A 14,823-nucleotide genomic window follows, 5' to 3' on the forward strand; every position below is an offset into this window, starting at 1 on the left:
GAGCTAAAAGCGCGCAACGGAGATAAAGGCGCCGGAGCCGATCGCCAAGGGAAGGTTGGACTTGAAACCGACGCGTTCCGAACCGATCCTCTTAAGATGGACTCACCTCGCACGGATCACGGAGCCTTCCTCGCCGGACAGATGCTGGTCGCCATGCCCGGCATCGAGGATCCACGCTTCGAACGCGCCGTGCTCTATGTGTGCGCCCACGACGCCGAGCAGGCCATGGGCCTGGCGGTCAATCGGCCGGTCGAGGGGCTGACCCTGTTCGAGCTGCTCAACAACCTGGGCGTCGCGCCAGAGATCGAGGCCGGAGGCGACCTGGTGATGCTGGGCGGCCCGGTCGAGCGCGAGCGCGGCTTCGTGCTGCACACCGACGACTACGTCTCGCCCGACTCCACGGTGCCGGTGGCCGACGGCCTGGCCCTGACCGTCACCCGCGACGCGCTGGACGCCCTGGGCAGCAAGATCCGCCGCCCGCGCCACGCCATCCTGGCCCTGGGCTATTCCGGCTGGGGTCCCGGCCAGCTGGAGCAGGAACTGCGCGACAATGTCTGGCTGATCTGCGACGCCGACGAAGCCCTGCTATTCGGTGACGACTACGACAACAAATGGACCATGGCCTTGGCCAAGATCGGAATCACCGCCGATCATCTGTCGTCCCAAGCCGGTAGAGCTTGAGTAGACGGTCCAGAAGACCGTCAGCTCAAAACTAGTAATCCACCCGATTATACTGACCGCATAAGGCGAGTATATTCCGCCATAGTCACGCTGTTGCTTTTTGAAGCCGTCACGGGGGACCCGGCTCGCGCTCGCATGCGTGACGTGTGGTCAGGACAGTGGCATGGCTTACCTGCGTCTCACATCGCCATCGAACGACAACTGGGCGGCCCGGGGCGAGCGCAACCCGTCGTCCGAAACCTGGGGCCAGCGCCGCTACGGCGTGATGCCGCCTCCCAGGCGATCGCTCGGCGGAAACATCCTTCTGGGCATGATCGCCATGCCGCTGGGCGTCTGGGGCCTGTGGCTGCTGCTGGGAACCGAGCCCCCCGAACCCGCGCCCCAGCCCCTGGTCTTCCAGGTGCCGCCCCCTCAAACGCCGTTGGCGGTCGCCGCGGCCGACGCCCAGCGCGGCCTGAGGATCGTCCTGACCGCGGACTCCCGGCCCGTGACCCATCCGGAGACCTGGGGCGCCCTGCCCACCGCCGTCAGCGCGCCGGTGGTCGCCTCGCCCCTGGCCGACGCCGCCCCGCCGGAGGACACGGTCGGCTGCCGCGACGCGCCGACCCTCGCGGCCCAGATGACCTGCATCGATCCCGTCCTGCGCGAGGCCGAGCAGCGGATGGCGGCGGCCTATGAGGCGGTGCTGGCCGCCGGGGTCTCTCCGGCCGCCCTGGGACGCTCCCAGGCCCGCTGGCTGGCCAGGCGCGACGAGATGGCCCAGGCCTCGCCCGAGGACCTCCTGGCCGCCTACCAGCAGCGCGAAAGCCAGCTTCGCAGTTTCGCGGTGGCGCTGGAGCTGAGGGCCGGATCCGTGGGGCAGCGGAACGCCGCCTCCGAAAGCCCTCTCCCCGTGGGGGAGGCCATCGCGCAGCGATCGGTGGGGGGAGCCTGAGTCCCTAGCCCCGGGCCTTCACCGGCGCGGCGCCGTCGACATAGGCTTCGTTCAGATAGACCTCGGCCTCCTGCGGCGACAGGGCCGGCGCGTAGCCGAAGCCCTGGCCGTAGTCGCAGCCCAGCGATTGCAGGGCACGGGCCATCTCGGCGTTCTCGACGCCCTCGGCGACGACTTCCAGATCCAGGTCCTGTCCCAGCTTGACCACCGAGCGGACGATCTTGGCCGAGCCGGCGTTGCTGCCCATGGTCCGCACGAAGTAGCGGTCGATCTTCAGCGTGTCGAACGGCAGGCGCGTCAGGTACGACAGCGACGAGAAGCCGGTGCCGAAGTCGTCCAGCGCCAGGCCGGCGCCGGCTTCGCGCAGGGTCCGCAGGATCACGGCGGCCCGCTCGGGATCGCGCATGATGTCGCTTTCGGTGACTTCCAGCTTCAGGGCGCCGCGCGGCAGGTCGTGCTCCTTGAGCACCTGGCGCACGTCGTGGACCAGGCCGGGCCGGTCGATCTCGCCGGTCGACAGGTTGACGCTGACGGTCAGGGCGCCGACGGCCGGATGGCTGTCGCGCCATTTCGCCAGCTGCCGGGCCGAGGTGCGCATCATGTGCTCGCCCAGCTCGCTCATCAGGCCCATCTCCTCCACCAGCGGGAGGAACTCGTCGGGCGGCAGCATGCCGCGACGCGGATGGATCCAGCGGGCCAGGGCCTCGAAGCCCGACAGGGCGCCGGTCGACAGCCGCACCACGGGCTGGAAGAAGGGGGTGATCTCGCCACGGCCGATGGCGCCGCGCAGATCGGCCTCCAGGGCCAGGCGCGACAGGCCGTCGGTCTCCATCGAGCGGCCATAGGCGGCGGCGCTGCCGCGGCCGTTGGAGGCGGCGGCCTCGACGGCCAGCTCGGCGCGACGCAGCAGCTCGGCCGCCTCGGGGGCGTCCTCGCCGCCCTCGGCTGAGACGGCGCCGATCGACAGGGTCGGGTGGATGTCGAAGCCGGCCACCCGCAGGGGCTGCTCCAGGGCATTGCGCAGCAGCTCGGCGGGCTCGAAGCCGGCCGGGTCGCACAGCACCGCGAACTCGTCCTCGCCGATCCGGCCCAGCAGGGCTTCGGACGGGAAGGCGGCGGCCAGGCGCGAGCCCAGGGCGGCCAGCACCAGGTCGGCGCGCTCGTGGCCCAGAGCCTCGTTCAGCCGGCGCAGGCGGTCGACGTCGGCGACGACCAGTTCGTGCACGCCGCTTTTGCCCAACCGCTCGCGGGCCTGGGCGATGAAGCTCTTGCGGTCCAGCAGGCCGGTGAGGGTGTCGCGCTCGGAGGCGGCGAACTTGACCTCGGGCGCGATGACGCCGGCGGCGCGCACCCCGTCTTCCAGCCAGGTGCCGCGCCAGATGCAGATCTCGCCGTTGCGCATGCGCAGGCGGGCGACGATCTCGCTGCCCGGCGGGCGAACCTTGAGGATGTCTTCGGCCTGGGCGCGGTCCTGGGGCAGGGTCAGGGCGCGGAAGGCGGCGGAGGAGCAGTCCGGGGCCAGCGGCCCCAAGCCCAGGGCTCTAGCAGCGCCGTTGACGCGCAGCCGGTCGGCCTCGGGCTCCCAGAGCCAAAGCGCGACTTCGGCGGCGCCCAAGGCCTCGAGCGTGGCCGTGGCGTCCCATACGCGTCGCTGACTAATCTTGAACGACATGCCCTGATCCCGCGCCCGAAGGCGCCGTGTACGGGTCCGCGCTATTCTGGCGCGACCATCCCGAACAGACGATGATCTCGCCACTCGCCGTTAATTTTCAGATAAGCGGGGGCATATCCCTCTTCGGAGAAGCCGGATTTCAGCAAAACGGCCGCCGAAGGCTCGTTTTCGGGCATGCAGGCCGCCTCCAGCCGGTGCAGCGCCAGCTCGCCGAACGCGAAGTCGATCGCCGCCCGGACCCCGTCCTTCATGTAGCCCTGGCGGGCATGGGGCTGGCCGATCCAGTAGCCCATCACCCCGCACTGGGCGACGCCGCGCCGGATGTGGAACAGCCGCACCCCGCCGATCAGCGCGCCGTCGTCGCGACGGAACATGAAGAACGGAAACGCCTCCCCCACCTCCAGTTCGCGGGCATAGGCGTTGAGCCGGGCCCGGAAGGCCGGACGCGTCAGGTCGTCCTCGGGCCAGGTCGGCTCCCAGGGCCTGAGGAAGGCCGCCGACTGGGCGCGCAGCTCGGCCCAGGGCTTGTAGTCGTGCAGGCGCGGCAGACGCAGGAACACCTTCTCGCCTTCGAGGCGGGGGCCGGTATCGGTCTGGAAGAGGCGAAGGAAGGCGGTCAAGCGGAGCGTTCTCGTTGAGGGGCGCACCTTCGAGCGTCAACGCCTCCGAGGCAATAGGGGCGCGCCGTCGCAGGCCTTCCCCGCCCTGCTTTGGACATCGATAGGCGGGACTTTCGGCTTGAGTCTTGTCGTCGGGCGGCAAAAGGGTAGGACACGGGGTTCATGACTCGCACGACGCGTCTTCGACGCCGGACGACAGCCTCCCGCTGACGTCGCGGCCCAAGCGTCGCGGATTTGGGCGACGACGGTTTTTTCGGCGGATGAGACGGCTGACCAAGTTCTATCGGACCAAGCAGAACACCTTCGCCTTTCGCACCCGACGCGGCTGGTGGATCGCGGGCGCCCTCGTGTTGACGATCGGCCTGGGGGCGCTGGGCTGGACAGCGCTCCATCGGTCGCGCGCCTCGAAGACCGTCGAGACGGCCGCCGCCCCGGCGACGCCGGTCGTCCTGCCCCTGGAGCCCCAGGACTGGCGCGGCGAGATCGACTATCGCGCCCTGGACGCCCGCATCCGGACGATGATGGCCGACAAGACCATGGAAGGCCTGGCGATCGCCGTGGTCGAGAACGGCCGGCTGTCGTTCGTCCAGGGCTACGGGCTGACCTCGCCCAAGGACGGCGAGAAGATCGACGCCGACACGATCTTCCGCTGGGCGTCGCTGTCCAAGACGGTGGCCGGCACCCTCAGCGCCCGCCTGGCCCGGGACGGGGTGTTCTCGCTGTACGATCCCCTGGGCAAGTTCAACACCAGCCTGCGCCTGCCCGCCGACGCCCAGAACACCCTGACGGTCGAGCAATTGTTGTCGCAGCGCACGGGCCTGCCCCGCAACGCCTATGACGGCTGGCTGGAGGGCGGGCGGGACCCGAGGATGATCCGCCAGAGCCTGGGGACCGTGCCGCCGCAATGCCCGCCCGGCACCTGCCACAGCTACCAGAACGTCGCCTACGACACGATCCGCGAGGTGGTGGAGACCACTACCCACCGCTCCTACGCGGAGGAGGTCCGCCAGCGGCTGTTCCTGCCGCTGGGCATGACCAGCGCCACCATCGGCGTCGAGGGCCTGCGCGACGCCGAGCACTGGGCGCGGCCGTCCCGCTACGGCCGGACCATGCCTCTGCTCGACGCCTATTACCGCGTGCCCGCCGCGGCGGGGGTCAATTCCAACATCGTGGACCTGGCGCGGTGGATGCAGGCCCAGATGGGCCAGGCGCCCGCCGTTCTGCCGGCCCCGGTGCTGGCCGACATCCAGCAGCCGCGCGTCAAGACGGGACGGCCCTACGGCAACTCGCCGCTCGGCCGTTCGCTGGACCAGCCCGGTTACGGCCTGGGCATGCGCAGCTTCATCTACAAGAACCATCGGATGATCGGCCACAGCGGCGCGGTGGACGGCTATCGCTCGACCATGATGTTCGAGCCGGCCACCAAGACCGGCGTGGTCATGCTGTGGAACAGCGAGAGCAGCCTGCCCTTCAAGCTGCAGGCCGAGGTCTTCGACAGCGCCTACCACCAGCCGTTCACCGACTGGCTGCAGCTGAAGGGCGACCGCTCGCCCGCGCCCGCCCCCTGATCCATCAGGAAGCGGGCCGGAGGCCTATTTCATCCTGACGTATGCATACTGCCCCGAGCCGGCCCATTCCCTGGTCCAGTGCGGGGCGACGGCCATGATGTTCGCCGCCGTCGGATAGGCCGCGAACTGCAGGCTGCTGGTCGCGCCTTCCATGGCGAGGTCGAACGCCACCACCCCGTCCGGGCCGGCCTTCCACTTACCCGTCCAGAGGGGCTTCTCGGTGATCTTCTCCACGTAGGTGACCTTGCCGTCGAGCGTGAAGTTGAGGATCGACTTGTTGCGCTTCTGCTCGATCCACAGGCCCAGGACGTCGCGCTCGGCCTTCAGTTGGGCCGGGGTCTTGGCGATCTTCAGGTTCGGCCGGGCCATCGCCGCCATGTTCGGCGTCGGCCTGATGACCGGCCGCAGCGGCTTGGTCGGCAGGAAGGTGGGCGGCGCGTCCGACGTGGTCGTTGGCGTGACGCCGGGCGGAGGCGGCTCGTTGACGGGCGTCTCGACGGCGGGCACGGAATCGGTCGGGGCCGGCGTCGTCGGGGGAGGCGTCACTGGCGCCGTGGGGGGCGCTGTCGGCGTTTCGGTCTTGGGCGGAGGCGGCTTGTCGGCCTCCTTGTTGCAGCCGGCCAATGCCAGCGCGACGAGGCTCACCGTGATCCAGCGTCCAGTCATGTCTTCGCTCCCAGAGGCCCGGCGTCCCTCCGTGAACGGCATTCAAGTCCCGACGATGCCGAATAACAAGCAAAGATTGCATCGCGCACGCGGCGCGCGAGCCCGGCCGGACGGCTAGACCAACGACTTCTCGAAGACCTCGCCCGCCTTCAGGGCCGCCTTGGCGCCGAGGATGGCGCTGGCGGCCTTGCCGGGGCCCAGGATCATGCGGCCCAGGCGCTGCAGGTCGTCGACGGTGACCGCGTCGACCGCCTCGGCCAGCTCGGCGGGCGTGTAGAGCCGGTCGAACATCAGGGCCTGGCCGGCCGCCTGCTCGGCGCGCGACAGGGGTTGCTCGCGGGCCATGAACATGTGGGCCTTCAGCTGGGCCTTGGCGCGGGCCAGTTCGGCGTCCTCGATCCGCGCGGCCAGCAGGGCGATCTGCTCGGCGCAGACCTTGGCGGTCTCGGCCGCGTCGCCCGCAGCGCAGCCGGCATAGACCCCCAGGGCTCCGGCGTCGGCGTAGGTGTCGGCATAGGCGTCGATGTTGTAGGCGAGGCCCCGCTTCTCGCGGGCCTCCTGGAACAGCCGCGACGACATCCCGCCGCCCAGGGCCTCGGCGAAGATGCGCAGGGCGAAATAGTCGTCCTCGCGGGCGCTGACGGCCGGCAGCATGAACACCAGGTGCGCTTGCTCCAGCTTGCGGGCCTGGCTCTTGCGACCGCCGACGAAGCCGGCGGGGTCCGAGGCCAGGGCGCCGTTCGCGGCGGGCATCGACCCGAACTCGCGGCGAGCCAGGTCCAGCACCTCGTCCAGCTCGATCGCGCCCGAACAGCTGACGATCAGCCGGTCGGCGGCGTAGAGCTGGCCGCGCCAGTGCGACAGGCCCTCGACCGTGGCCGAGTTGACGCTGTCGACCGTGCCCAGGATCGGCCGGGCCAGCGGATGGTCGCCCCAGGCGGCGGCCTGGACCAGGTCGAACACGTAGTCGTCGGGCGCGTCGGCGGCCTCGGCGATCTCCTGGGCCACCACCTGCTTCTCGCGGGTCAGGTCGCCCTCGTCGAGCGTCGGACGCAGGACCAGGTCGCTGAGCACGCCCATGCCCAGGTCCAGCCCGCCCTTCAGGGCGCGGACCTGGAAGCTGGTGCGCTCATAGCCGGTGGCGGCGTTGATCTGCCCGCCCTCGGCCTCGATCACCTCGACGATGTCGCGCGAACTGCGCTTGCCCGCGCCCTTGAACACCATGTGCTCCAGCAGGTGCGACCAGCCGGACCGGTCCGGATCCTCGTAGGCCGCGCCGCGACCGGCGACGACGGAGAGCGCGATGGTCTCCAGGCCCGGCATCGGGTCATGGACGACGCGGACGCCGTTTTCGAGGGTGTGGAGGGTGGTGGGGTTTGTCATCTGCCCACGCACATAGCGGGGCGAGGGCCATGGCGCCAGTGTGGCCGATCGCCGGATCGGGGACATGCCCTTGCGGCGTGTCCCCTCTTCGGTCGCCGAGGTTCTCGTTCTGCGACTTCAGGGCCGAGGTGGGGACACGCCACTGGGGCATGTCCCCGACTTCGTCAACTCGCCGCGAACTCCCGGACAAACGCCTTCACCGTCTCGGCGTCGGCCGGCAGGCGGTCGAACTTTTCGGGCTTCTTGGACAGGTCCGGCGTGGCGCGCGGGGTGGCCGGGACGACGCCGGCGGCGGCCGCGACGGCCTCGGGGAACTTGGCCGGGTGGGCGGTGGCCAGCACCACCACCGGGGTCGCCGGATCGGCCAGGCGCAGGACGTTGGCCGCCGCGACACCAACGGCGGTGTGCGGGTCGATGACCTCGCCCGTCTCGTTCAGGGTCGACAGGATGGTCTTGGCGGTGTCGGCCTCGCTGACCGATGCGCCCTGGAACAGTTCGCGCATCTTGGCGTGGGCGCTGGGCGGGATGTCCAGCATGCCCGTGCCGGCGAAGGCGCGGAACGCCCGACCGGTCTCGACCCCATCCCGGCCGACGGCCTCGAAATACAGGCGCTCGAAGTTGGAGGCGACCTGGATGTCCATGGCCGGGCTCTGGGTGGCGGCCACCGCGCCGCGCGCGTAGCGGCCCTCCTCGAAGGCCCGCGCGAGAATGTCATTGGAATTGGTGGCGGCCACGATCCGGGCGATCGGCAGGCCCATGCGGGTGGCGACATAGGCGGCGTAGGCGTCGCCGAAATTGCCGGTCGGCACCACGAAGGCCACCTTGCGGGCCGGGGCGCCCAGGGCGACGGCGGCGGTGAAGAAATAGACGCTCTGGGCGGCGATCCGCGCCCAGTTGATCGAGTTGACGCCGGAGAGATCGACCGCGTGGCGGAACTGGTCGTCCTGGAAGGCCTGCTTGACGATGGCCTGGCAGTCGTCGAACGAACCCTGGATCGAGACGCAGGCGACGTTCTTGTCGATCGCCGTGGTCATGAACCGGCGCTGGACCTCGCTGATCCGGCCTTCGGGGAACAGCGCCACGATGCGGGCGTGCGAGCGGCCGCGGAAGGCCTCGACGGCCGCGCCGCCGGTGTCGCCCGAGGTGGCGCAGATGATGGTCATGGTCCGCGACTGGCGCGACAGCACGTAGTCGTACAGCCGCCCCAGCAGCTGCATCGCCACGTCCTTGAACGCCAGGGTCGGGCCGTGGAACAGCTCCAGCAGGTGACGGCCGGGCGCCAGCTGCTTCAGCGGCGCGACGGCCGCGTGGGCGAAGGAGGCGTAGGCCTCGTCGCACATCTCGCGCAGGTCCTCGACCGGCAGGTCGTCGCCGACGAACTTGCCGATCACCGTGGCGGCGACCTGGGCGTAGGGCTGGCCGGCGAAGGCGGCGATCTCTTCAGACGTGAAGGTCGGCCAGCGCTCGGGCACGTACAGCCCGCCGTCCGGGGCAAGGCCGGCCAGGACCGCATCCAGGAAACCGATCGACGGGGACTCACCCCGCGTGGAGACGTAGCGCATCAGGATCTCATCTTCCGCCAGAGCATGGCGGCATAGATAAACAGGAGGGTTACGGCAAGACCGAACCACGTAAGCGCGTATTCCAGGTGCCGATTGGAAATTTCTGCCGGAAGCGGCGCGGGGGTGACGCCGGGCGGAACGGGGGTCGCGGTCTCGACCATCAGGATGTAGGGCGCGGGCTTGTAAGCGGCGAAGCGGGCCACCGTCGCGGCGCGGTCGCCGCCCAGCGACTTGGGGGCCATCAGCACGCCCACGGCTTGGGCCGGGGCGGCCATGGCGACCGGCGCGGGGGCCGGCTGGCCGGTCAGGGCCGGGACCACGCCCAGGTCCAGCAGGATCGCGCCATAGCCGGCCGCCGAGGTCTGCTGTTGGCAGATGGCCGTGGCGCGCCAGACGATGTCGCCGTCGCGGACGCCGTAGACCAGGGGCAGGGTCCGCGGCTTGTCGGAGGCGCAATCGACCGAGACGCGGGTCCAGGAGACATCCTCGCCCTTCTCGGCGCGGGCCAGCACGTTGGCCAGGGGCTGGGCCGGCGCGGTCTTCAGGACCTCGATCCGGGCCAGCAGGTCTTCCTTCCAGGCCAGGCGCTTGAGCTGCCAGCCGCCCAGCACGCACAGGATGGCGAAGGCGATCAGGGTGGCGATCGTCAGGCCGATCGGGAAGCGGCGGTCCTTGGGTCCCCCGTCTTGCTGAGAAGAAACGTCAGACATCGTGGCGGCCGGCCTCGGAGGCGTTGTTGGCGATATGGGCGGCGACCATCAGGCCCTTGGCCGGCCGCATCAGGCCCAGGCACGCCACCAGGGTGATCGGCAGCCAGACCACCAGCAGCAGCCAGGCGGGCCAATTGAAGGCGAACATCGAGAACAGCGCCCCGAAGGCGCACAGGAAGCCGGCGATCAGGATCACGAAGGTCGAGGCCCCGTCGCCGGTCTCGTGGGCTCCCAGGTCGAAGCCGCAGGCCTCGCAGGTCTTGCTGACCTTCAGGAACCCGTCGAACAGCATCCCCTCGCCGCAGTGCGGGCAGCGGCCGGTTGCGCCGGCCAGGTAGGGGTTCACGTTAGCCATCGACCGATCCTTACACCCGCCGCCGTCGCACGAGGGAAAGCCAAAATGAAAAAGGCCCGGAACACCATCTGGCGTTCCGGGCCCCCTCGAAGCGGATGGTCTAGTGCGGCGAGCCGCCGAAGACCACGTAGACGAAGGCGAACAGGAACAGCCAGACCACGTCCACGAAGTGCCAGTACCAGGCGGCGGCTTCGAAGCCGAAGTGCTGCTTGGGGGTGAAGGCGCCGTTCATCAGCCGGATCAGGCAGACGATCAGGAACAGGGTGCCGACGAACACGTGGAAGCCGTGGAAGCCGGTGGCCAGGAAGAAGGTCGAGCCGTAGAGGCCCGAGTTCGCCGCGGCTTCCGAGTAGAACAGGTGCTCGTGGTTGATGTGGCTGTACTCGTACACCTGGATGCAGGTGAACAGCGCGCCCAGCAGGATGGTCAGGATCAGGCCCCACTTGGCGCCCTTGCGGTCGCCTTGCTGCAGCGCGTGGTGCGACCAGGTGATGGTCGTGCCCGACAGCAGCAGGGTCAGGGTGTTGACCAGCGGCAGGTGCCAGGGCGAGACGGTCTCGACGCCGGCGGGCGGCCAGGTGGCCCAGGCGGCGCGGACTTCCTCGATGCCCGACAGGGTGCGGTGATGGTGGAACAGGGCCATCTCGAAGAAGATCCAGAACCACGCCACGAAGAACATCACTTCCGAGGCGATGAACAGCACCATGCCGTAGCGCAGGCCGATCGAGACGACGGGGGTGTGGTCGCCGGCGTTGGCTTCCTTCACCACGTCACGCCACCAGCCGAACATCGTGTAGAGCACGCCGGCGAAGCCGGTCGCGAACAGCCACCACTGGCCCTTCTCGATGCCGAAGACGCCGCCCTTGATCCAGGCGATCAGGCCGATGGCCATGATCGTGGCCGAGGCCGAGCCGACGAACGGCCACGGGCTGGGGGGCAGGATGTGATAGTCGTGTTTGACGGCGCCGTGGGCCATGTGCGTGCTAACCCTTTAATCCCTCGAAGCGCATCGACCCGGTTCCCCCTGCCGACGCGCCATGTTTGAAACGCTATAGCGCCCTCGGCGGCTTGCCGCCAAGGGGTTCGACGATACGGGGCGTCGTCGTCGCCTGTTTGCTCCCGGCCGCGTCCTCGACCGCCGGGAAGAAGGTGTAGGAGAGCGTGATCTCCGACTTCCCCTTGGTCTCCGGATCGGTCGCGAAGCCGGGGTCGACGAAGTAGACGACCGGGAACTCGACCGTCTGGCCGGGCTGGATCGTCTGGCTGGAGAAGCAGAAGCATTCCAGCTTCTGGAAGTAGGGCCCGGCCTGCTCGGGGACGACGTTGTACATCGCCCGGCCGGTCAGCGGCTTGTCGCTGGTGTTGGTCACCTTGAAGAAGGCCAGGCCGGTGTCGCCGATGCGGATGTCCTGGCTGACCTGCATGGCCTGGAAGTCCCAGGGCAGGTTGCGGACGTTGGCGTCGAATCGGATCTCGACCTTGCGGTCCAGCACCCGGGTCGGCTTGGCCACGGCCTTGCGCACCGTGCCGTCGAAGCCGGTGGCCTGGCAGAACAGCTTGTACAGCGGGACGGCGGCATAGGCCGCGCCGACCATGCCGAAGAAGGCCACGCCGCAGATCGCCGCCACCTTCAGGTGGCCGCGCCCCTTCGGCCGGGGCCCGACTCCGACCAGGTTGTCGGCCTCGATCTTGGCCCGATCTTCCGGAGAAAGAATGGCTTCCGGCGACAGGTCGTCCTTAGAAGTGGGGGCCAACATTGCCTCCCAGCTTCACGACGGTGACCACGAACACCAGGATGACGAACGCCGCCAGGCCCAGGCCCAGGGCGATGTTGCGGCCGCCGCGCGCCTTGGCGGCGGGATCGATGTCCTTGCGGCTCATAGCGGCAGCTCCAGCACTTTGAGGCCCAGCACCGCCTCGGCCAGCAGGGCGGCGAACAGGGCGAACAGATAGAGGATCGAGAAGGCGAACAGGTTGCGCGCGTGGCGCGCATCGCCCACCGGCTTGCCGCGCTTGGCCTCAGCCTCGCCCACCTCGTAGAGGTCGCGGTCGGCCGGACGCGGGTCGGCGGCGTCACCGGCCGTGCTGGCGAACACCCGCCAGGCCAGGGTCAGGAACACCAGGCCGCCCAGGCCCGAGACCGCCAGGTACAGCCAGCCGCCCAGGCCGGTGAACACCGGCGCGATGCAGACCGGGATCAGGATCAGGCTGTAGATCAGGATCTGGCGGCGGGTTTCCTTGGCGCCCTTGACGACGGGCAGCATCGGCACGCCGGCCTTGGCGTAGTCGGTGCTGATGTACAGCGACAGGGCCCAGAAGTGCGGCGGGGTCCACAGGAAGATCACCAGCACCATCAGCCAGGCGTTCAGCGGCGCGTGGCCCGTGGCCGCGGCCCAGCCGATGGCGGGCGGCAGGGCGCCGGCCAGGCCGCCGATGACGATGTTCTGGGCCGTCCAGCGCTTGAGCCACATGGTGTAGACCACGGCGTAGAAGACGATGGTGAAGGCCAGCAGGCCGGCGGCCAGCCAGTTGATCGCCATGCCCATCAGCAGCACCGACAGCAGGCTCAGCACCACGCCCAGGGTGGCGGCTTCCTCGCCCTTGACAAGGCCGGCGGGCACCGGACGGCCGCGTGTGCGGCGCATCTTGGCGTCGATGTCGGCGTCGTACCACATGTTCAGCGCGCCCGAGGCCCCGGCCCCGACGGCGATGCAGAACACCGCCACCGCGCCCAGCAACGGATGGATCGGCGTGCGGGCGGCCAGGAGGCCCGTGAGCGCCGTAAAGACGACGAGCGACATCACGCGCGGCTTCATCAGCTGGAAATAGTCCTGCCAACGGGCGTGGCGGACCGTGGCGGTCGCCTCGTCGTCGGGGGTCAGGACAGTGGTGCGGGCCATTTTACTTAAGGGTCTTCAGGTCTTGATGGGCGAAGGGCGCGGGCTGGATTTCTCATCCGGCCCGCGCCCCCGCGTTTTGCGTCTCTAGTCTACCAGACTCAGTGGCTGTCGGCCTTGATGACCGGCGGATCGCTGAACTGGTGGAACGGCGGCGGCGAGGACAGGGTCCATTCCAGGGTGGTGGCGCCTTCGCCCCACGGATTGGCCTCGGCCTTGCGGCGACGGATGGCGGCTTCCAGCAGGATCACCAGGAACACCACCACGCCCACGGCGGTGATCGCGTAGCCGATCGACGAGACGTGGTTCCACAGGGTGAAGGCGTCCGGATAGTCGACATAGCGGCGCGGCATGCCCTGCAGGCCCAGGAAGTGCTGCGGGAAGAAGATCAGGTTGACGCCGACGAACATGATCCAGAACTGCACGCAGCCCAGGAACTCGTTGTACTTCACGCCCCACATCTTCTCGAACCAGTAGAAGAAGCCGGCGAAGATGGCGAACACGGCGCCCAGCGACAGCACGTAGTGGAAGTGGGCGACGACGTAGTAGGTGTCGTGCAGGCTGTAGTCGATGCCGGCGTTCGACAGGACCACGCCGGTCACGCCGCCGACGGTGAACAGGAAGATGAAGCCGATCGCCCACAGCATGGGCGTCTTGAAGCTGATCGAGCCGCCCCACATCGTGGCGATCCACGAGAAGATCTTCACGCCGGTCGGAACCGCGATGACCATCGTCGCGGCCACGAAGTAGGCGCGCAGGTTGATGCTCATGCCGACGGTGTACATGTGGTGCGCCCACACGATGAAGCCGACGAAGCCGATGGCGACCATGGCGTAGGCCATCGCCAGGTAGCCGAAGATCGGCTTCTTGGAGAAGGTCGAGACGATGTGGCTGATGATGCCGAAGCCCGGCAGGATCAGGATGTACACTTCAGGGTGGCCGAAGAACCAGAACAGGTGCTGGAACATGACGGGGTCGCCGCCGGCGGCCGGGTCGAAGAAGTGGGTGCCGAAGTTGCGGTCGGTCAGCAGCATGGTGATGGCGCCGGCCAGGACGGGCAGCGACAGCAGCAGCAGGAAGGCGGTGATCAGCACCGACCAGGCGAACAACGGCATGCGGTGCAGGGTCATGCCCGGCGCGCGCATGTTGAAGATCGTGGTGATGAAGTTGATGGCGCCCAGGATCGACGAGGCGCCGGCCAGGTGGAGGGCCAGGATCGCCAGGTCCATCGACGGACCGGTGTGGCCCGTGGTCGACAGGGGCGGATAGATCGTCCAGCCGCCGCCGAAGCCCTTGCCCGGGCCGCCGTCGACGAACATCGAAGTCAGCAGCAGCACCCAGGCGGCGACCAGCAGCCAGAACGAGATGTTGTTCATCCGCGGGAAGGCCATGTCCGGCGCGCCGATCATGATCGGCACGAACCAGTTGCCGAAGCCGCCGATCATCGCCGGCATGACCATGAAGAAGATCATGATCAGGGCGTGGGCGGTGACCACGGCGTTGTAGCCATGCTTGGACTGCTCGATCAGGCCCATCAGGCTGATCGACGAGTTGGGACCGAAGATCTGGATGCCCGGCTCGGCCAGTTCCCAGCGGATCAGGCCCGACAGCGCGCCGCCCACCAGGCCCGCCATGATGGCGAACAGGATGTAGAGGGTGCCGATGTCCTTGTGGTTGGTCGAGAAGAACCAACGCTGGAAGAACGGCGGCTTGTGGTCGGCGTCGTCGTGCGAAGCGTCGTGATGATCGATGTCAGCGGCGTGAGCCATCGGACT

15 protein-coding genes are annotated in these 14,823 nt (G+C 68.8%); 3 read left to right on the forward strand and 12 right to left on the reverse strand.

The features are described from left to right. Nucleotides 1–96 precede the first annotated feature (96 nt). Together AC1DMQ_RS06495 and AC1DMQ_RS06500 are read left to right on the forward strand one after the other, a co-directional pair. Nucleotides 97–681, forward strand: coding sequence for a YqgE/AlgH family protein (locus AC1DMQ_RS06495; protein WP_477032732.1), 585 nt, complete (start codon nt 97–99; stop codon nt 679–681). A gap of 163 nt (nt 682–844) precedes the next feature. Further along, on the forward strand, nt 845–1,615 hold the full coding sequence (locus AC1DMQ_RS06500) for a lysozyme inhibitor LprI family protein (RefSeq protein WP_477032733.1): 771 nt from the start codon (nt 845–847) through the stop codon (nt 1,613–1,615). A 4-nt stretch (nt 1,616–1,619) separates the two neighbouring features. Here AC1DMQ_RS06500 and AC1DMQ_RS06505 read toward each other — a convergent pair whose 3' ends face one another. Both AC1DMQ_RS06505 and AC1DMQ_RS06510 read right to left on the reverse strand, forming a co-directional pair. Then, a complete protein-coding gene (locus tag AC1DMQ_RS06505) occupies nt 1,620–3,287 on the reverse strand; it encodes a putative bifunctional diguanylate cyclase/phosphodiesterase (RefSeq protein WP_477032734.1) in 1,668 nt (555 codons plus the stop codon). A gap of 41 nt (nt 3,288–3,328) precedes the next feature. Continuing rightward, nucleotides 3,329–3,907 carry a GNAT family N-acetyltransferase gene (locus AC1DMQ_RS06510; protein ID WP_477032735.1) on the reverse strand — a complete coding sequence of 193 codons (579 nt, stop codon included), beginning with the start codon at nt 3,905–3,907 and terminating at the stop codon, nt 3,329–3,331. 260 nt (nt 3,908–4,167) lie between these two features. On the opposite strand from AC1DMQ_RS06510, the gene AC1DMQ_RS06515 reads away from it, so the two are divergent. Beyond that, entirely contained in the window at nt 4,168–5,475 is a 1,308-nt protein-coding gene (locus AC1DMQ_RS06515) for a serine hydrolase domain-containing protein (protein ID WP_477032736.1), read from the forward strand. Between the two features lie 24 nt (nt 5,476–5,499). Here AC1DMQ_RS06515 and AC1DMQ_RS06520 read toward each other — a convergent pair whose 3' ends face one another. The 10 genes from AC1DMQ_RS06520 to ctaD form a co-directional block, all read right to left on the reverse strand. Next, entirely contained in the window at nt 5,500–6,141 is a 642-nt protein-coding gene (locus AC1DMQ_RS06520) for a hypothetical protein (protein WP_477032737.1), read from the reverse strand. Between the two features lie 114 nt (nt 6,142–6,255). Continuing rightward, the gene (locus tag AC1DMQ_RS06525; protein WP_477032738.1) at nt 6,256–7,524 is read right to left on the reverse strand and encodes a M16 family metallopeptidase; all 1,269 of its coding nucleotides are present in this window, start codon (nt 7,522–7,524) and stop codon (nt 6,256–6,258) included. Between the two features lie 164 nt (nt 7,525–7,688). After that, nucleotides 7,689–9,086 carry a threonine synthase gene (gene thrC / locus AC1DMQ_RS06530; protein ID WP_477032739.1) on the reverse strand — a complete coding sequence of 466 codons (1,398 nt, stop codon included), beginning with the start codon at nt 9,084–9,086 and terminating at the stop codon, nt 7,689–7,691. Beyond that, the gene (locus AC1DMQ_RS06535; protein ID WP_477032740.1) at nt 9,086–9,796 is read right to left on the reverse strand and encodes an SURF1 family protein; all 711 of its coding nucleotides are present in this window, start codon (nt 9,794–9,796) and stop codon (nt 9,086–9,088) included. Before AC1DMQ_RS06535 ends, thrC begins: the two co-directional genes overlap by 1 nt. After that, nucleotides 9,789–10,151: a DUF983 domain-containing protein gene (locus tag AC1DMQ_RS06540; RefSeq protein WP_477032741.1), complete on the reverse strand. Its 363-nt coding sequence runs from the start codon at nt 10,149–10,151 to the stop codon at nt 9,789–9,791. The genes AC1DMQ_RS06535 and AC1DMQ_RS06540 overlap by 8 nt, the downstream gene beginning before the upstream one ends. Before the next feature lie 100 nt (nt 10,152–10,251). After that, nucleotides 10,252–11,127, reverse strand: coding sequence for a cytochrome c oxidase subunit 3 (locus tag AC1DMQ_RS06545; RefSeq protein WP_477032742.1), 876 nt, complete (start codon nt 11,125–11,127; stop codon nt 10,252–10,254). Nucleotides 11,128–11,200: 73 nt separating this feature from the next. After that, entirely contained in the window at nt 11,201–11,839 is a 639-nt protein-coding gene (locus AC1DMQ_RS06550; protein WP_477032908.1) for a cytochrome c oxidase assembly protein, read from the reverse strand. 49 nt (nt 11,840–11,888) lie between these two features. Continuing rightward, nucleotides 11,889–12,032: a hypothetical protein gene (locus AC1DMQ_RS06555; protein ID WP_186448711.1), complete on the reverse strand. Its 144-nt coding sequence runs from the start codon at nt 12,030–12,032 to the stop codon at nt 11,889–11,891. Beyond that, nucleotides 12,029–13,051, reverse strand: coding sequence for a heme o synthase (gene cyoE, locus AC1DMQ_RS06560; protein WP_477032743.1), 1,023 nt, complete (start codon nt 13,049–13,051; stop codon nt 12,029–12,031). Before cyoE ends, AC1DMQ_RS06555 begins: the two co-directional genes overlap by 4 nt. Nucleotides 13,052–13,149: 98 nt before the next feature. After that, nucleotides 13,150–14,817: a cytochrome c oxidase subunit I gene (gene ctaD, locus AC1DMQ_RS06565; protein WP_477032744.1), complete on the reverse strand. Its 1,668-nt coding sequence runs from the start codon at nt 14,815–14,817 to the stop codon at nt 13,150–13,152. Between the last annotated feature and the right edge of the window lie 6 nt (nt 14,818–14,823).

Source organism: Caulobacter sp. 05L422 (genome assembly GCF_056397765.1).